Annotated in this window: 16 protein-coding genes; 3 read left to right on the plus strand and 13 right to left on the minus strand. The window is 70.0% G+C overall.

Annotated elements, in window-relative coordinates; translation table 11 throughout:
* Positions 1-103: 103 nt before the first annotated feature.
* Positions 104-565 carry a carboxymuconolactone decarboxylase family protein gene (locus ACFWA7_RS17645; protein ID WP_190090118.1) on the minus strand — a complete coding sequence of 154 codons (462 nt, stop codon included), beginning with the start codon at positions 563-565 and terminating at the stop codon, positions 104-106.
* Positions 566-1,137: 572 nt separating this feature from the next.
* Between ACFWA7_RS17645 and ACFWA7_RS17650 the strand changes: the two genes are divergently transcribed.
* From ACFWA7_RS17650 to ACFWA7_RS17660, 3 genes are all read left to right on the plus strand, one after another.
* Positions 1,138-1,986, plus strand: coding sequence for a BTAD domain-containing putative transcriptional regulator (locus ACFWA7_RS17650; RefSeq protein ID WP_385823767.1), 849 nt, complete (start codon positions 1,138-1,140; stop codon positions 1,984-1,986).
* A 91-nt stretch (positions 1,987-2,077) separates the two neighbouring features.
* On the plus strand, positions 2,078-2,899 hold the full coding sequence (locus ACFWA7_RS17655; RefSeq protein ID WP_385548848.1) for a BTAD domain-containing putative transcriptional regulator: 822 nt from the start codon (positions 2,078-2,080) through the stop codon (positions 2,897-2,899).
* Positions 2,900-2,992: 93 nt separating this feature from the next.
* Complete coding sequence (locus ACFWA7_RS17660; RefSeq protein ID WP_371654683.1) at positions 2,993-3,127, plus strand: hypothetical protein; 135 nt, start codon at positions 2,993-2,995, stop codon at positions 3,125-3,127.
* Between the two features lie 12 nt (positions 3,128-3,139).
* On the opposite strand, the gene ACFWA7_RS17665 is transcribed toward ACFWA7_RS17660, so the two are convergent.
* From ACFWA7_RS17665 to ACFWA7_RS17720, 12 genes are all read right to left on the minus strand, one after another.
* Positions 3,140-4,369, minus strand: coding sequence for an acyltransferase family protein (locus ACFWA7_RS17665; RefSeq protein ID WP_385548851.1), 1,230 nt, complete (start codon positions 4,367-4,369; stop codon positions 3,140-3,142).
* A gap of 168 nt (positions 4,370-4,537) precedes the next feature.
* Positions 4,538-5,005 carry a carboxymuconolactone decarboxylase family protein gene (locus ACFWA7_RS17670; RefSeq protein ID WP_385548854.1) on the minus strand — a complete coding sequence of 156 codons (468 nt, stop codon included), beginning with the start codon at positions 5,003-5,005 and terminating at the stop codon, positions 4,538-4,540.
* Between the two features lie 238 nt (positions 5,006-5,243).
* Positions 5,244-6,428, minus strand: coding sequence for an acyltransferase family protein (locus tag ACFWA7_RS17675; RefSeq protein ID WP_385823769.1), 1,185 nt, complete (start codon positions 6,426-6,428; stop codon positions 5,244-5,246).
* Between the two features lie 207 nt (positions 6,429-6,635).
* Positions 6,636-8,102, minus strand: a complete 1,467-nt coding sequence (locus ACFWA7_RS17680) for an FAD-dependent monooxygenase (RefSeq protein WP_385548860.1) — start codon at positions 8,100-8,102, stop codon at positions 6,636-6,638.
* A gap of 30 nt (positions 8,103-8,132) precedes the next feature.
* A complete protein-coding gene (locus tag ACFWA7_RS17685) occupies positions 8,133-9,119 on the minus strand; it encodes an alpha/beta fold hydrolase (RefSeq protein WP_385548863.1) in 987 nt (328 codons plus the stop codon).
* Positions 9,120-9,203: 84 nt separating this feature from the next.
* A complete protein-coding gene (locus ACFWA7_RS17690) occupies positions 9,204-10,040 on the minus strand; it encodes an NAD(P)H-binding protein (protein ID WP_385548866.1) in 837 nt (278 codons plus the stop codon).
* A gap of 113 nt (positions 10,041-10,153) precedes the next feature.
* Positions 10,154-11,641 (minus strand): FAD-dependent monooxygenase, encoded by a 1,488-nt coding sequence (locus ACFWA7_RS17695; RefSeq protein ID WP_385823771.1) that lies wholly within the window; start codon positions 11,639-11,641, stop codon positions 10,154-10,156.
* 197 nt (positions 11,642-11,838) lie between these two features.
* On the minus strand, positions 11,839-12,255 hold the full coding sequence (locus ACFWA7_RS17700; protein ID WP_385548872.1) for a pyridoxamine 5'-phosphate oxidase family protein: 417 nt from the start codon (positions 12,253-12,255) through the stop codon (positions 11,839-11,841).
* A gap of 147 nt (positions 12,256-12,402) precedes the next feature.
* Positions 12,403-13,923, minus strand: coding sequence for an MFS transporter (locus ACFWA7_RS17705; RefSeq protein ID WP_385548875.1), 1,521 nt, complete (start codon positions 13,921-13,923; stop codon positions 12,403-12,405).
* Positions 13,924-14,333: 410 nt separating this feature from the next.
* The gene (locus ACFWA7_RS17710; protein WP_385548878.1) at positions 14,334-15,218 is read right to left on the minus strand and encodes a sigma-70 family RNA polymerase sigma factor; all 885 of its coding nucleotides are present in this window, start codon (positions 15,216-15,218) and stop codon (positions 14,334-14,336) included.
* A gap of 160 nt (positions 15,219-15,378) precedes the next feature.
* Positions 15,379-15,837 (minus strand): carboxymuconolactone decarboxylase family protein, encoded by a 459-nt coding sequence (locus ACFWA7_RS17715; RefSeq protein WP_385534243.1) that lies wholly within the window; start codon positions 15,835-15,837, stop codon positions 15,379-15,381.
* Positions 15,838-15,890: 53 nt separating this feature from the next.
* The gene (locus ACFWA7_RS17720; RefSeq protein ID WP_385534241.1) at positions 15,891-16,601 is read right to left on the minus strand and encodes an SDR family oxidoreductase; all 711 of its coding nucleotides are present in this window, start codon (positions 16,599-16,601) and stop codon (positions 15,891-15,893) included.
* Positions 16,602-16,642: the final 41 nt, after the last annotated feature.

Raw genomic sequence — 16,642 nt, forward strand, 5'->3', positions numbered from 1 at the left:
CCGCAACGTCCTTGCGGTGACCGGGCCGCCCGCCGTCGAGCCGTCCGCCCGACCTGCCGGCCGTCGGGGGTGTCGGCCGGCACCAGCAGCTGTACGGGGGTGATCAGCTGTTGGGGTCGGCAACCTGGCCGATGGCCACGTGCAGACGGTTCCACAGGTTCGCGGTGGCGACCGAGAGGACGATCGCCGCGAGCTGCTGCTCGTTGAAGTGCTTGGCCGCGTCGTTCCACACCTCGTCCGAGACCGCGTCCTCGCGGTCCGAGAGGCGGGTCACGGCCTCGGCGAGCGCCAGGGCGGCGCGCTCGGCGTCCGTGAAGTACGGGGTGTTGCGCCAGGCGGCCACGGCGAACAGACGCTCGTCCGAGGTCTCGCCCGCGGCCTTCGCCAGACGCGGGTGACGGTCCGCGTTGGCGCCGTCGCCGTTGATCTGGCTCGCGCGCAGATGCAGCAGCTCAAGCAGCTTCACATCGACGCCGGGAACTTCCTTGCTGGCCTTTCCGAGGGCCACCAAAGCGTCAATGGCACCGGGAACGACAAAAGCAGGGTGCTTCGCCCGAGCAGTCATGATTTGCTCTCCTCAAAAGATCTCACGTAAACGCCGAACACTTCACACACAAACACGCGGGAACTACGACGCCGGACGCCGACCGGCCCTGCCAGAACATCCACACCGGTCGGCTTCCTCCGTCACACCTATGACGAAACGTGGCCCGTGAATGTGACGGGAGTCAGGTGTGACCCACACCACATCCGAGCGGGTGTGGTGTCCGTGTACTGGGCGCTTACCTAAGGGCGGCGTAAGATCCGGATCCCGGAGCACCACGGGAGCGGGGTCGACGCGGGAGCGGGATCCGGGCGGGGACAGGGGCGCACGGCCCGATAAATCCGCCACATCCGGCCGTTCTTTACCCAGAGTCGAGCGGCTTCAATCCGAGCAGAATTCGCAACTGCTACAGGATTTTGACAACGCGGTCAGGACTTTGACAGGTACGTCAAATCAGCCACAGGCGGGGTTGCCGCGGCGGGTGGGTCCGAGCGCATGATCAAAGCGGGTTGCCGCCGAGGGCCTGCCAGCCGAGCGGACACTTCCGACACGAATACCCTTACCCCCCGTATTTCCCGACTCTGGGGAGAAACATGGACATCGAAGTGCTGGGTGCACTGTCGGTGCGGAAGAACGGGTTATCGATCGCGCCCACTGCCCCGAAGCCGCGGCAGGTGCTGACCCTCCTCGCGCTGCACTCCGGTCAGGTGGTGCCGCTGGCGACGCTGGCAGAGGAACTCTGGGACGACGCCCCTCCGCGCAGTGCCCGCACCACCGTGCAGACGTATGTGATGCAGCTCCGCGAGCTCATCGGCGAGGCGCTGGCCCGCCGGGACGGCGAGCGGCGCACCGCCAAGGACGTCCTCGTCACCCTGCCCGGCGGCTACCGCCTGGAGACCGAGGGCGACGGCACCGAGGACGCCGAAGGGACCGTGGACTTCCGCGAGTTCGAGCGGCGCGCCACGGCCGGCCACCGGGCCATGGACGCCGGCGACCACACCGGGGCCGCCCGGCTGCTCCGTGAGGCGCTCGCCCTGTGGACCGGGCCCGCGCTCACCGGCGTCCACCAGGGCAGCCGGCTGCGCCCCGAGGCCGAGCGGCTGGAAGAGGCCCGGCTCGCCGCGCTCGACGGGCGCATCGAGGCCGATCTGCGCCTCGGCCGCCACCGCGAACTGCTCTCCGAGCTGACCGTCCTGGTCAGCCGGTATCCCATGCACGAGGCGCTGCACGGCCAGTTCATGCTGGCGCTGCACCGCTCCGGGCGGCGCAGCGAGGCGCTCGGCGTCTACCAGCGGCTGCGCGCGACCCTCGTCGCACAGGCAGGTCTGGAGCCCTCGGCCGAGCTCGGCCGGCTCCAGATGGCCATCCTCGCGGCCCGGCCCGGCTCGCCGGTGTCCGACGACGCTCCCGTCACCGAGCAGCTCGTCGCCCGCGCGAGCTGACCCGTACGCGTACGTACGCCCCCGGCGGCCCGGCCCCGGGGGGAGACAACGATGTCCCGGCGCACCCCCGCCTTTTATCCGAGAGGAAGCCGTGAAAATTCAGGTCCTGGGCCCTTTGAGTGCCGAAGTGAACAGAGTCTCCGTCGTCCCCACGGCGGGCAAGCCCCGTCAGATCCTCGCGCTGCTCGCCCTGTACCCGGGGCGCGTCATCCCCGTACCGACGCTGATGGAGGAGATCTGGGGCACCGAGCTGCCGCAGAGCGCGCTGACCACCCTGCAGACGTACATCCTCCAGCTGCGTCGCCGGCTCGCCGGGGCCATGGGCCCCGATGCACAAGTTTCGGCCAAGGACGTTCTGGCCACCCGGTACGGCGGCTATCTGCTCCAGATCCCGTCCGAGGCGGTCGACGTCCACGCGTACGAACAGCTGGCGGCGGAGGGCCAGTTGGCGTTCGACGAGGGCCACAACGAGCGGGCGGCGGACTGCTTCCGGCGTGCGCTCGACCTGTGGGAGGGGCCCGCGCTGGTCGACGTGCGGGTGGGGCCGATCCTCGACATCGAGGTGATGCGCCTGGAGGAGAGCCGTCTGGTGATCAAGGAGCGCCGGATCGACGCCGACTTACGCCTCGGCCGGCACGCCGAACTCACCGCCGAGCTCACCGATCTGATCGCCCGCAACCCGCAGCACGAGGGGCTGCACTCGCAGGCCATGGTGGCGCTCTACCGCTCCGGACGGCAGGCCACCGCGCTCGATGTGTACCGCAGGCTGCGCGGCCGGCTCATCGAGGACCTCGGTGTGGAGCCCTCGCCGCAGCTCCAGCGGCTGCACCAGGCGATCCTCGCCGTCGACCCCCAGCTCGACGTCGTCGCGGGCCCCCGCCGCACCTCCACCTTCGATCTGTACGCGGCCTGATCCGAGCCATGTGCAACCCGGCGGCTCGCCGTGCCGCCATCGCACGGCCATGCTCGAAAAGCCCGTGCTCGTATCCATGCGAAGGGGGAGCAGATGTACGAGAAGAGGGAAGACCGGGAAGATCACGAGCTTCGGCCGGGTGACCTCGTCGCCGCCGCTCCTCCGCTCCGGCTCGCCGGAGCGGAGGAGGACGACGTCGAGCTGAACATCATCCGGGGGATCGACTGACCTTCCCGCCGGTCACTTGACCTCGGCGAGCGGACCCGCGCTGCCCGCCGAGGCCCCGGTGCGCCTGGGCTTGGACCAGCCGCGGGTGATCGGCCGCTCGACCAGTGCGTACAGCGCCCAGGCCGCCAGCACACTGATGGCGAACATCGCGGCCAGCAGGCCGGTCGTCTGGGCGGTCGAGTAGAAGTCGTGGCCGAGCCACTTGCGGCCGTAGGTGAGCACGATGAAGTGGATCAGGTAGAAGGCGAACGATATCTCGCCCAGCCAGACCATCGTGCGGTTGCGGAAGAGGCTGAACCCGCCCTTCACGTCCGCGGTCGCGGCGGCCGCGATCAGGCAGACGATCGGGATGATCGTCGTCGAGCGCTGCGAGTAGAGGAACGGCACGTGCGAGGCGAGCACATAGCCGCCGACGAGCAGCACGGTCGACCAGATCATGCCGATGTTCCACCAGCGCCCCTTCATCACCGCGATCGCCACCAGCATGCCGAGCGCGAAGTCCACCATGCGCACCGGCGGCAGGAAGTAGGCGAACCAGTACTGCGTGACGGTGGCGTGCGCGCCCAGCTGCTCACCGCCGGGGAAGTACGGCTTGTCGGGGAAGATGGCGTAGGTGATGGCCGGGGTGGCTATCACCAGGGCGGTCAGGCCGCCGATCCAGTACTTCAGGCGCGCGAGCGGGATGCGCAGGAACAGGTTGTGCAGCAGCGGGAAGCAGGCGTAGAAGACCGCCTCGCAGCCGAGCGACCAACTCGGCGTGTTGACGCTGGAGAAGACGTCGAACTTCGGCACCCACACCTGGACCATGAAGAGGTTGGCCACGGCGGTGCGGGTCGGGGTGTAGGCGGAGGCGAACAGCACCAGCGCCAGCACCCAGGTGATCACGTAGTTCGGGTAGATCTTCACGAACCGGCGGCGCCAGAACGCGGGTGAGGTGTCCTTGGCGCGCGCCGACCAGGTCAGCACGAACCCGCTGAGGACGAAGAAGAACGTGACGCCGAGGGAGCCCGCGTTCTTGGTGAGCTCGAACCAGTCCTTGGTCGTCCCGTTGTCCTTGAGCAGCCGCAGCCCCGGGAACGGCAGACCGGTGTGGTTGAGGAAGACCAGGAGCGCGGCGGGGAACCGCAGCCCGGTCAGCGAGGGCAGCCGCGTGATCTCGGGGCGCAGCAGGCCTTCGCGGTGCGGCACTTCGCGCGCGGCGGCGGCCGGCGGCCCGCCGCCGATCGTGTTGCCGTGAGTCATGGCACACCCTCCTGGGACATGGGAGTCGTCTCTGGTCTGTCAACTGGACTGTCGGTTCGGTCTGTTCGTTCTGCGGGCCGACCGGTCCCGCCTGCTGCTGCCGCGGACGGCCCGGGCACCCGTGTGCGGGGTGACCGGGCCGTCCGCCCGTGTGGGGCCGTCCGGCCCTTACCTGTCCCACTCCCGGCTGCCCGCCAGCTGCTTGGTGGTGACGTTGAGGCGGCTGAACAGGTTCGTCACGCCGATGGTGAGGACGAGGGACGAGATCTGCTCGGCGTTGAAGTGCTTGTTCGCCTCGCTCCAGACCTCGTCCGGGACTGGGTCGGACTTGTCGGCCATACGGGTGGCCGCCTCGGCGAGCGCCAGCGCGGCACGCTCGGCCTCGGTGAAGAACGGCGCGTCGCGCCAGGCCGCCACGGCGAAGAGCTTCTCGTCGCTCTGGCCCGCCTCCCGGGCGCGCTGGGCGTCCCCGGAGACACAGAAGCTGTCGCCGTTGATCTGGCTGGCCCGCAGGTGCACCAGGCCCAGGATGAGCTCGGGGACGCCGCCCTTGCGGGAGGCGAAGTAGAGCTCCTGGATCAGCCGGGCGGCCTCGGGGTTGAAAGCGGCCGGGTTTTCCATACGCGGCTCGTGCATGGCTGGCTCCTTCTGATTCTGTTCAGCCGGTCGGGGGGTTCGGTAGCTACTGTGAAGGAGGGCCCTTGAGATCAACTCGGGTCACGCTCGCCTTTCGGCCACATGGGCGCCAACAGAGGCGGCCGGCACGCCCGTTGAGGGCGTACCGACCGTGGGGGGAGGCCTACCGGCCGCGGGTGGGTGGCTCGATTCAGGCCTATTCGTGCGATCTGCGCGACCACAAACCGGACGATTGCGTTCAGGCCACGGCAGCGGCCGCCCGGGCCTTTCGGGAGCGGGACCAGCGCCGGGTGATCGGCCGCTCCACCAGTGCGTACAGCGCCCAGGAGGCGAGCACGCTGACGGCGAGCATCGCCGCGATGAGACCGATCGCCGCGGGGGTCGAGTAGAGGTCGTGGCCGAGGAGTTTGCGGCCGTAGGCGAGCACGATGAAGTGCAGGAGGTAGAAGGCGAACGATATTTCGCCGAGCCACACCATCGCGCGGTTGCGGAAGACCGTGAACCTGCCCTCGACGTCCGCCATGGCGGCGGCCGCTATGAGCAGGATGATCGGGATGATCGTGGTGGAGCGCTGCGAGTACAGCAGGTCCACGTGCGAGGAGAGCCAGTATCCGCCGGCGAGCAGCAGGCTCGAACAGACGATGCCGATGTTGCGCCAGCGCCCCCTCATCACCGCGTGCGCGACCAGCATGCCGAGCGCGAAGTCGAGGAGCCGGACCGGCGGCAGGAAGTAGGAGAACCAGTACTGCTTCACCGAGGCGTCCGCGGGTGCCCCCGTGAGCGACACCGCGCCCGCGTCGGGCAGCACGTTGTAGGTGAACAGCGGGGTGAGGACGATCGCCGCGACGAGGCCGCCGATCCAGTACTTCAGCCGCTGGGCCGGGATGCGCAGGAACAGCCGGTGCAGCAGCGGGAAGGAGGCGTAGAAGACGAACTCACAGCCCAGCGACCAGCTCGGCGGGTTCACACTGAACAGGTACTGGAAGTCCGGCACCCACACCTGGACCATGAACAGGTTGGCCAGCGCGACCCGCGTCGGGGTGAACGACGAGGCGAACAGCAGCATCGCCAGACCCCAGGTGATCGCGTAATTGGGGTAGATCTTGGCGAACCGGCGGCGCCAGAAGGCCAGGGCGGTGTCCTTCTCCCGGGCGGACCAGGTCAGTACGAAGCCGCTGAGCACGAAGAAGAAGGCGACACCCAGGGAGCCGGCGTTCTCCGTGACCTTGGCGAGGTCGTTCGCCGCCTGGTCGTCCTTGAGCAGGCGCAGCAGGGGGATCGGCAGTCCGACATGGCTGAAGAAGACCAGGAGTGCGGCGGGGAACCGCAGTCCGGTCAGCGAGGGCAGCCGCGAGAGCCCGGGACTGAGCAGGCCGTCCCTCGTCGGCACCTCACGCAACGTCCTGGTCGCGCCGTGCGTCATGACAAACCTTCCTAGGACATGCGGAGTTGTCCTCTCGTGGGGGGAGAGGAAGGGCGTGGCCGGCGGGGGTGGCCGGCGCCGGGGGCGATTACACTGCGCCCGGCTTGAGCGCGGCTCGTGCGTCGCGTGGGACGGGGCGTACGGGACGGGGCGCGAGGAACAGCGCGTACGGGCCGCCGGGCTCGGGGTCCGGCGGCCCGGCCCGGGTCAGCCGGCCGTGCCGAACCAGCGCTCCAGCGCGTCGCGGAGCTTGCCGCCGTCGGGCGAGGCCCAGGCCACATGTCCGTCGGGGCGCAGCAGTACGGCCTCGGGGTCGTCGTCCGCCGGGTTGTCCGCCGGGACCCAGCTGCCGGTGACCACATCGACGCGGTCCGCCCAGCCCTCGGCGAGCTCGGCCGCCTCGTGCGAGTCTCCGGTGGTGATCAGGACACCGCGCGCGGAGTGCAGCAGCTCCGCGACCCGGGTCCGGGCGCCGTCGGCGAGCGTCAGCTCGCGGTCCGGCGAGAGGCGGAAGCCCAGCAGGGGGTGGCCGGTCGCGCCCATGTCGTACCGCACGTCCAGACCGCTGACCTGGCCGGCCAGATGGCGGGCCACGTCCGGGGACTCGACGAGCTCGCGCATCACCGCGCGCAGCGGCTCCATCTCGTCGCCGGTCAGATAGAGGCGGGTCTGCGCACGGGTGTTGCGCATCAGCTTCTCGCCGACCGGGTGCCGCTCGGACTGGAAGGTGTCGAGCAGGCCGTCGGGCGCCCAGCCGTTGATGGCCGCGGCCAGCTTCCAGCCCAGGTTCACCGCGTCCTGGACACCGACGCTCATGCCCTGCGCACCGGCCGGCATATGGATGTGGGTGGCGTCCCCGACGAGGAAGACGCGGCCCTTGCGGTACTCGGAGGCCTGGCGGGTGGTGTCGGTGAAGGCGCTGATCCAGCGGACCTCGGCGTGGTGGAGGGACTCCCCCGTCATCCGCTGCCAGGCGTCGGCGACGACCTCGAAGGTGAGCTGGCTCTTGTCCTCGTGGGGGCGCAGCTTCTCGTCGTGGATGACGATCCGGTCGACGCCGTTCTCCAGGTTGAACGCCATCACCATGCCGCCGGGCACCTGCTCCCCGATGGGCCGCTGGCGCACCCCGGCGCCGACCAGGTCGGCCATGTACATGCCCCGGGTGGCGTCCCAGCCGGGGAAGTCGATCCCCGCGGTCTTGCGGACGACCGACCGGGCACCGTCACAGCCGATGAGGTACTGGGCCTCCTGCTCGCCCGGGCCCTCGGGACCCTCGAAGGCGACGACGACGCCGTCCCCGCTCTCCCGGAAGCCGGTCACCTCGTGGTTGCGGTGGACCTTCACGCCGAGCTCGGCGAGCCAGGCCTCCAGGATCTCCTCGGTACGGAACTGGGGGACGCCCCGGACGCTGAAGTGGTTGTCCTCCAGCTTGGAGAAGTCGATGCGCACCCCGCCGAAGTGGCCCTGGGCCCATTCGACGTCTCCGAACCGGGCGAGCAGCCCGCGCTGGTCGAAGACCTCGGCGGCGCGGCGGGTGAAGCCGACGCCGCGGGACTCGCCGCTCGGCGCGGGCAGCCGGTCGTAGACGGCCACCTCCACGCCGCCGAGCTTGAGTTCACCGGCGAGCATCAGCCCGACCGGTCCGGCCCCGACAATGATCGCTCCCTGTGCCATGTGCGTGCTCCTCGTATGTCAGGTCATGGGTCAGGCGAAGAACTCCGTGAATGCCCGGGCGACGCGGTCCGGGGCCTCTTCCTGGAGGTAGTGCACGGTCTTGTCGAGCTTCACCACGCGTACGTCCGTCGCCAGCGTCGGCAGGGTCTGCCGGAACTGGGCGTAGCTGACCTCGGAGGAGAGGCCGAGCAGGGGCGCGGTGATCTTGGGATACGTCTTGATGTCGGCGATGTCCTGGGCGAAAGCCCGGTACCAGCCGTTGGCCGCCCGGATGCCGTCGGGGGTGTCGTAGGCCCGCGCGTACACGTTCCGGTCGAAGTCACCGACCAGGGACTGGTCGGTGAGGGAGTTGGCGAAGAACCAGTCGATGAGGTGCCGGGAGCGGCCGCGGATCAGCTCCTCCGGGAGCCCCTGCACCTGGTTGAAGGCGTACCACCAGAGGTTGAAGCCGGCGCCGGGGCGCGGGATCAGCGGGAGTTCGTAGAAGCTCTCGTCGGGGTGCAGGGCGTCCAGCATCGCCACCTTGCGGGTGGCGTCACCGTGGTTGGCGGCGAAACTGAACGCCACCTTCGACCCGATGTCGTGGCCCGCGATGTTGACCCGGTCGTAGCCGAGGGCGCGCACCAGCTCGCGGACGTCCCGGGCCATGGTCTTCTTGTCGTAGCCGCCCTGGGGCTTCTCCGAGGAGCCCTGGCCGCGCAGATCGACCGCGATCACCCGGAAGCGGCGGGCGAGCACCGGCATGACCTTGCGGTACGACCACCAGGTCTGCGGCCAGCCCGGCAGCAGGACCAGCGGCGCGCCCGACCCGCCGGCCACATAGTGCAGCCGCACACCGTTGACGTGCGCGTGGTGGCTGCGGAAGCCGCCGGGCAGGGACCGGGCGAGCGCCGCGTCGTCCGGGACGCCGTGGTGCGGCGTGGCCGAGGCGGGCTCGGCCGCCACGGCACCGCCGGCCATCGCGAGGGCGGCGGACCCGGCGCCCAGGCTGATCATCTTTCTGCGGTCCAGCGACATGCTTCGTCCTACCTGTCGTACGTGTGCCTGCATGGGGGGGACTTGCCAGCGCCTGTGGGGGGGGAGGCGGAGTCGGGTCGGGCGTCAGCCGCGGAACGGGCCCGCGTACTCCTGGGCCCACTCGGAGAAGGGCCGGGCGGGGTGGCCGGTCAGCTTCTCGACGTCGCCGGTGAGCGGGACCGGGGAGGAGCTGGCCGCCCAGAGGTCGAGCAGCGCGTCCGCGATGTCGCCCGGCATGAAGTCGGGCTTGTTCGCCCGCCACACGGCCGGGGGGACCTCGGTGACCGGGATGGACCGGCCTGCGGCGGCCTCGATGGCCGCGATGTGCTGGGCGAAGGTGAGCGCCTCGGGGCCGGTGAGGTGGTACGAACGGCCGCGCAGGGACGGGTCGGTGAGCACCGCGAGCGCGGCCTCGGCGACATCGCGCTCGTTGACCGGGTCGGCGTAGCTGTTCGGGTACGGCAGGCCCACCGTGCCGCGCGCCTTGAGCTGCCAGGCCCACGGCATGGCGTTGCTGGCGAGGGCGCCGCAGTTCAGCGGGGTCGAGGTGATCGAGGAGGCGGCGAGCGCCTGCTCCACCGCGAGGTGGGGCGCGGCGATCGGGTTGACGGCGGCGTCGGGGCGCAGCACCGCGTCGGCGGACATGACGACGACGTGCTCGACGCCGGCCTCCTCGGCCCGCTCGACGAACTCACCGACGGCCGAGGCCTCGCAGTACAGGAAGACCGAGGTCACCCCGGCGAGCGCGGCCGGGAAGTCGGCGGGCGCGTCGAGCGCCAGCTTCACGGACTCGACGCCCTCGGGCAGGGTCAGCTTCTCGGGGCTGCGCGAGCCGGCGCGTACGGCGACGCCCCTGGCGTGCAGGAGCCGCACGAGGTGCGAGCCGACTTTGCCGCTGCTGCCGGTGACGAGGACGGTCATGGTGGATTCCCTTTCGGATGTGGCTGGGTGGGGGTACGGCCGGGGCCTGTCCGGCGGGTAGGCGCCGGACAGGCCCCTGGGCAGGGTGGCGGCTGGTACTGCGGATGCAGCTTCTAACCGGCCACTTGAGCCGCGCCGAACCACCGCTCAAGCGCGTCACGGAGCTTGCCGCCGTCGGGCGAGACCCACACGACGTGACCGTCGGGGCGTACGAGCACGGCCTCCGGGTCCTGGCCGGCGGCGGTGTCCGAGGGGACCCAGCTGCCGGTGACCACGTCGACGCGGTCCGCCCAGCCCTCGGCGAGCTCGACCGCCTCGCGCGAGTCGCCGGTGGTGATCAGGACACCGCGCGCGGAGTGCAGCAGCTCGGCGACCCGCTTCTGCCCGCCGTCGGCGAGCGTGACCTCGCGGCCCGGGGCCAGGCGCAGTCCGAGCAGCGGGTGGCCGCTCCCGTCGGTGTCGACGTCGTACCGTACGTCGAGACCGCTGACCAGGCCCGCGAGGTGGCGGGCGGCGTCCGGGATCTGCACGAGCTCGCGCAGTACGGCGCGCAGCGGCTCCATCTCCTCGCCGCTGAGGTAGATCAGCGACTGGGCGAGCGTGTTGCGCAGCAGCTGCTCACCGATCGGGTGCCGTTCGGAGTGGTAGGTGTCGAGCAGCCCGTCGGGGGCCTGCCCCTTGATGGCGGCGGCCAGCTTCCAGCCGAGGTTGACGGCGTCCTGGAGGCCGACGCTGACGCCCTGCGCGCCGAGCGGGGCGTGGTCGTGGGCGGAGTCGCCGGCGAGGAAGACCCGGCCCTTGCGGTAGTCGGTGGCCTGGCCGGTGTAGTTGGTCAGCGCGCACATCCAGCGGGCGCTCGCGCCGTGGATGTCCTCACCGGTCATGCGCTCCCAGGCGTCCGCGACCTCGGAGAACGTCAGCTCGCCCTCGCCGTGGTGCGGGCGCACCCCCGGCTCGTGGATGACGATGCGGTCGATGCCCGGCTCCAGGGTGACCGAGAGGACCATGCCGCCGCCCTCGATGCGCTCGCCGATGGGGCGCATCCGCAGTCCGGCGCCGACCACGTCGGCCAGGTACATACCGCGGGTGGCGGGCTCGCCCGGGAAGTCGATGCCGGCGAGGCGGCGGATGGTGGAGCGGCCCCCGTCGGTGCCGACGAGGTACTGGGCCTCCTCCTCACCGCGGCCGTCGGGGCCCTCGTACTCGACGACGACGCCGTCCTCGGTCTCGCGGTAGCCGGTGACCTCGTATCCGCGGCGCACGGTGACGCCGAGCTCCTCGACCCACTGGCCGAGGGTCTCCTCGGTGCGGGACTGGGCCAGGCCCATGATGCCGTAGTGGCTCTCGTCGAGCTCGTCGAAGTTGATGCGGACGCCGCCGAAGTGGCCCTGCTTGCCCCAGCGGAACTCACCGAGCTTCGACAACAGGCCGCGCTGGTCGAGGACTTCGGCCGTACGGCCGGTGAATCCGAGACCGCGCGATTCTCCGCTGGGAGCCGGAAGCTTGTCGTAGAGGGCGACCTCCACACCGGCAAGGCGGAGTTCACCGGCGAGCATGAGTCCGACCGGACCCGCCCCGACAACAATTGCGCCCTGGGTCATATTCGCACTCCTCGTGCAGATGGATGACGTGGATCAGCCGATATGACCGATCGTGGCAGCGGGCGCCTGAGTACGACTCAAGTCATCGATCCGGTACGGGAGTCGGGTGCGGGAATACAGAAAGCGCGGCACCGCCGAATGTCCATGCATCCGGTGGTGCCGCGCCGATTAAGTCCTGCGGTGGTACTGGGGGTGAATTACGTATTGAGGTTCATCACCCGGTCGACCGCGATCTCCAGAACCACCCGGCCCGGCGGATTCGGCGGCGCCGACCCATAGCGCTTGGCATAGCGCCGCACGCCCTCGGCCACCCGGGCCGGGTCGTCCGACACCGTGGCGGTGCCTTCCAGGGTGACCCAGGCGAAGCCCTCCACCTGGCACAGGACGGCCCGGCCGCCCGGGTTCGCCAGCACGTTGCGCGCCTTGCGCGAGGTGGCGACCGTCATGACCCGGGCGAGCCCCGACGCCGCGTCCCAGGTGAACCGTACGGGCGCCACATGGGGCGAGCCGTCGGGCCGCAGGGTGGTCAGCGTGGCGACGAGCGGCTCGGTGAGGAACGCCTCCACCGAGGCGGAGACCTCCGGAGCACTCGTCCGCCCTCGGGGCAGTGACATGCGGATACGTCCTTCCAGGCGTTCCCAGGGGCCCGCGGCCACGACGGCCCGGACCCCGTCCAACGGCCGGTGGCGCTCCTCCGCCAGGTGTCGGAGGAGCGCCACGGCCTGCCCAGCCCTATGCGGCGAGCGGGCGGTTCACAGAGGTCACTTCTCGACGCCGGCGGCCTCGGGCGTGCCCGCGGCCTCCGCGTCGCCGCCGCCGTGCGCGTGCGCCGAGCTCATCGACTGCGCGCCCTTCGGCATGAAGAACAGGGCGACCAGCAGAGCGCCGAAGCAGAGGATCGCGGCGGCGAGGAAGGCGTGGTGGTTGGCCGTCGCCTGGATGTCGTGGATCTTGGCGGGGTTGCCACCGGTCTTGGCGAGCTTGTCCTCCAGGCCGTTGTACGCGATGGTCGCGATCACGGCGAGGCCGAGGGCGCCACCGGCCTCCTGGCTGGTGTTGATGAGACCGGCGCCGACGCCCGCCTCCTCGTCCGAGATACCGATGAACGCGGCGATCTGCAGGGTCACGAAGACCATGCCGCAGCCGAGGCCGAGCAGGATGAACGCGGGGAGCAGGTCGACCACGTACGAGCCGTCGGCCGGGGCGCGCCACAGGAGCAGCAGACCGCTGGTGGTGAGGGTCAGACCGACCGCGAGCACCGGGCGGGCCGCCACCTTGGAGATGATGCCGGAGGCGGCACCGGCGCCGAAGGCCACCGAGACGGCGAGCGGCACATAGGCGAAGCCGGCCTTCATCGGGGAGTAGCCGAACGCCTGCTGCATGAAGAGGCTGGCGAAGAAGAACAGCGCGCCGAACGTACCGAAGACGAGGATCGCGGAGATGTTGGCGACGCGCATCGTCTTGAGGCGGAAGATGCGCAGCGGCATCATCGGCGCCTCGACCTTGGTCTCGATGACGATGAAGGCGATCAGCAGGGCGGCGACACCGATGAGGCTGCCGATCGTACGCGCGGTGCCCCAGCCGACGTTGATGGCCTCACCGAGCGTGAAGATGAGGAGCAGCAGACCGGCGGTGAGGGTCCCGGCGCCGGCGAAGTCGAAGCGCTGGCGCGGGGCGTCGGACTTCGACTCGGGGACGATCTTCGGCGCGAGCACGGCCAGCACGATGCCGATCGGCACGTTGATCCAGAAGATCCACTCCCAGCCGGGGCCGTCGGCGAGGACACCGCCGAGGATCACACCGAGGATGGAGGCGATACCGGCGAGCGAACCCCAGACACCGAGGGCCTTGTTGCGCTCCGGGCCCTCGGGGAAGGTGTTGGTCAGGATCGAGAGCGCCGCGGGGGCGATCATCGAGGCGCCGAGGCCCTGGAAGCCGCGGGAGGTGATCAGCATGGCGGCGTTCTGCGCCAGACCCGAGGTGAGCGAGGCGAGGGCGAAGACCAGGAAGCCGCCCATCAGGAACTTGCGTCGACCGAAGGTGTCGGCGAGCCGTCCGCCGAGCAGCAGGAAGCCGCCGAGCACGGTCGAGTAGGCGGTGACGATGTAGTTCAGACTGACATCGGACATGTCGAGGCCGTCCTGGATGGACGGCAGGGCGAGGTTCACGATCGACACGTCGATGAAGACCATGAACTGGCCCAGGCACACAAACGCCAGGATCGCACCGGGCTTGAAACCAGCCCCGGGTCCCGACCGCGCGAGTGAGTCGGCGGCAGCCATTACGAGACTCCTAAACTATGCAGAATCGAGTAGGTGAGAGCGCCCCCGGCGATGCCGGGTGGCTGCCGGACACAACCGCGGTCGGTACGGAACGCCGCCCGAGAGTTCTGTTCCGGACGCGGGACGAACGTGTCAAAGGCTGCTCTCCATCGGGGGCTTGTCGAGCGGGCGCCCCCGAACGAGGGCGACGGACGCTCCACCGGCGCTGCCCCCCTCGGCTCACCGGCCCGGACTCGTCCGTCACAGATATGACGGATCCCGCACGGCGAATGTGACCGCTGGACGAAAAATAGTTTTAGAACGGCATCTGACCTGCGGCGATGCGGCCTCACACAGGAGGGCCCGGCACCGCGGTCGCGGTCCCGGGCCCTCCTGCCTGCCTATACGCCGACGAGCTCCAGCGGAGCGGCTCAGTCCTGGAACACCGCCAGATCGATGTCGCGCAGCCGCGCGGGGTCGGCGATCACATCGATCTCGACGATCACGGCGTCCGAGAACTTGAAGGCCATCACACGGAACTGCTGGCCGCCGCTGTTCGCCACGACGCCCGGTGCCCCGTTGACCAGCGCCGGCTGGGCCGCCTTGGTGAACTGGGCGAAGGTGAGGGCCTGCTTGGCGACGGCCGCCGCGCCGCGGATCACCGACAGCCTGCCCGGCCCCTCGGCGTTCACATCGGTGCGCGCCACCACGTCGGGGTCGAGGACCGCGACCAGCGCCTCGAAGTCGCCACCCCGGGCCGCGGCCAGGAAGGCGTCGACGACCAGGCGCTGCCGGGTGAGATCGGGGTCCGGCACCGGCTCGGCGCCCTGGACGCGGCGGCGGGCCCGGCTGGCGAGCTGGCGGGCCGCGGTCGGGGTCCGGTCGACGATGGGGGCGATCTCGTCGAAGGGGACGGCGAACATGTCGTGCAGGACGAACGCGAGCCGTTCGGCGGGCTCCAGCGTCTCCAGGACCACGAGCAGCGCCAAGCCCACCGAGTCGGCGAGGAGCGCCTGGTGTTCGGGGTCGCCGGCGTCGTCCGGGCTGAGGGCGGGTTCGGTGACCTGGGCGTCCAGCGGGTCCTCGCGCCGGGCCCGGCGCGAGCGCAGCATGTCGAGGCAGACCCGGCCGACGATGGACGTCAGCCAGCCCACCAGGTTCTCGATGTCGTCGCTGTGGGACCGGCTCAGCCGGATCCAGGCCTCCTGGACGGCGTCGTCCGCCTCGCTCACGGAGCCGAGCATCCGATAGGCCACCGCCCGCAGATGACTCCGGTTCTCCTCGAACCGCTGCGCCAGCCACTCGCGCTCGTCCATCGGTCACATCCTTTTGGTTCGCGTTCCGTCAATCCCATGACGAACCGACCCCGGCAAATGTGACAACGTCAGCCGCTGGCGGGCTCGTTCGCCGGTCCCACCGGCCGGCCAGATGTCGCATACCGCCGGGGACCCGGGTCCCCGGCGGTATGCGGCGCGGCTACCAGGCCTGGCCCGCCTGCTGCTTGGTGGAGGCGTTGAGGCGGTTGAACAGGTTGACCACGCCGATCTGGAGGACCAGGGCGGCCAGCTGCTGCTCGTCGTAGTGCTCGGCGGCCTCGTTCCACACGGCGTCCGGCACGGCGTCCTCGCGGTCCGCGAGCCGGGTGACGTGCTCGGCGAGCGCCAGCGCCGCGCGCTCGGCGTCGCTGTAGAACGGCGTCTCGCGCCAGGCGCCCACCGAGAAGATGCGCTCCTCGGAGACGCCCGCCTTCTGCGCGGCCTTGGCCGACGCGTCCAGGCACGGGCCGCAGCCGTTGATCTGGCTGACGCGCAGGTGGATCAGTTCGAGGGTGGCGTCCTCGACACCGGCCTTACGGATCGACTTGATCAGGCCGAGGATGGCCTTCATGGAGTCGGGCAGCACCTGCGCCGGGTTGTTCATCCGGGGAGTGGACATGGCTTCCTTCATCTTCCTTCAGCAGAACGGGCGTTGAGGATAAGAAAGTATCGCTACCAGGGCAGTGTGCCCTGGTCCTGCACGAACGTGGCGGTGGGGCCGTCCGCGTCCAGGGTGGCGAGCTTCACGGCGATCGCAGCTCCCTGCTCGGCCGACTTGTAGCCTTCGCCCCCGGTGATGTCGGTGCGGCACCAGCCCGGGTCGACCGCGTTGACCTTGATCGGGGTGTCCCACAGCTCCTTGGCGTAGGACACCGTGACCATGTTGAGCGCGGTCTTGGAGGAGTTGTACGGCAGGTTGTTCACATGCCAGATCGGGTGGTCCTGGTTCAGCACGTTGGTGAGCGAGCCCATCTCGCTGGACTGGTTGACGATCCGGCCCGCCGGCGACTTGCGCAGCAGCGGCAGGAACGCGTTGGTCACCGCGACCACGCCGAACACATTGGTCTCGTAGAGCGAGCGCATGGTCTCCAGCGAGGTGGTGCTGGGCCGGCCGTCCTCGTGCGAGACCGTGATGCCGGCGTTGTTGACCAGGATGTCGAGCTTGCCGTAAGCGAGGTCGATATAGGTGGCGGCCTTCTTGATGCTGACCGGGTCGGTGACGTCGATCCGCACGAAGGGCTGGCCGAGTTTGTCGGCGGCGGCCTTGCCCAGCTCCTCGTCGCGCGCGCCGACGATCGCGGTGATACCCAGCTCACCGAGCTGGCGGGCGATCTCGAATCCGATTCCCTTGTTTGCGCCTGTGATGAGAGCGATGGTCTTCATGGGGGGATCCTCACAGTCGAATCTTGAACTGCACTCGAATT

The sequence above is a fragment of the Streptomyces sp. NPDC059994 genome (genome assembly GCF_042737755.1).
Lineage (GTDB): Bacteria > Actinomycetota > Actinomycetes > Streptomycetales > Streptomycetaceae > Streptomyces.

Bases quoted from the DNA above. Each gene is read 5' to 3' on its own strand.
- ACFWA7_RS17700 (WP_385548872.1), bottom strand. From the start codon at position 12,255: ATGTCACTGCCCCGAGGGCGGACGAGTGCTCCGGAGGTCTCCGCCTCG.
- ACFWA7_RS17720 (WP_385534241.1), bottom strand. From the start codon at position 16,601: ATGAAGACCATCGCTCTCATCACAGGCGCAAACAAGGGAATCGGATTC.
- ACFWA7_RS17715 (WP_385534243.1), bottom strand. From the start codon at position 15,837: ATGTCCACTCCCCGGATGAACAACCCGGCGCAGGTGCTGCCCGACTCC.
- ACFWA7_RS17660 (WP_371654683.1), top strand. From the start codon at position 2,993: ATGTACGAGAAGAGGGAAGACCGGGAAGATCACGAGCTTCGGCCGGGT.
- ACFWA7_RS17645 (WP_190090118.1), bottom strand. From the start codon at position 565: ATGACTGCTCGGGCGAAGCACCCTGCTTTTGTCGTTCCCGGTGCCATT.
- ACFWA7_RS17675 (WP_385823769.1), bottom strand. From the start codon at position 6,428: ATGACGCACGGCGCGACCAGGACGTTGCGTGAGGTGCCGACGAGGGAC.
- ACFWA7_RS17695 (WP_385823771.1), bottom strand. From the start codon at position 11,641: ATGACCCAGGGCGCAATTGTTGTCGGGGCGGGTCCGGTCGGACTCATG.
- ACFWA7_RS17665 (WP_385548851.1), bottom strand. From the start codon at position 4,369: ATGACTCACGGCAACACGATCGGCGGCGGGCCGCCGGCCGCCGCCGCG.
- ACFWA7_RS17705 (WP_385548875.1), bottom strand. From the start codon at position 13,923: ATGGCTGCCGCCGACTCACTCGCGCGGTCGGGACCCGGGGCTGGTTTC.
- ACFWA7_RS17710 (WP_385548878.1), bottom strand. From the start codon at position 15,218: ATGGACGAGCGCGAGTGGCTGGCGCAGCGGTTCGAGGAGAACCGGAGT.
- ACFWA7_RS17680 (WP_385548860.1), bottom strand. From the start codon at position 8,102: ATGGCACAGGGAGCGATCATTGTCGGGGCCGGACCGGTCGGGCTGATG.
- ACFWA7_RS17685 (WP_385548863.1), bottom strand. From the start codon at position 9,119: ATGTCGCTGGACCGCAGAAAGATGATCAGCCTGGGCGCCGGGTCCGCC.
- ACFWA7_RS17650 (WP_385823767.1), top strand. From the start codon at position 1,138: ATGGACATCGAAGTGCTGGGTGCACTGTCGGTGCGGAAGAACGGGTTA.
- ACFWA7_RS17670 (WP_385548854.1), bottom strand. From the start codon at position 5,005: ATGCACGAGCCGCGTATGGAAAACCCGGCCGCTTTCAACCCCGAGGCC.
- ACFWA7_RS17690 (WP_385548866.1), bottom strand. From the start codon at position 10,040: ATGACCGTCCTCGTCACCGGCAGCAGCGGCAAAGTCGGCTCGCACCTC.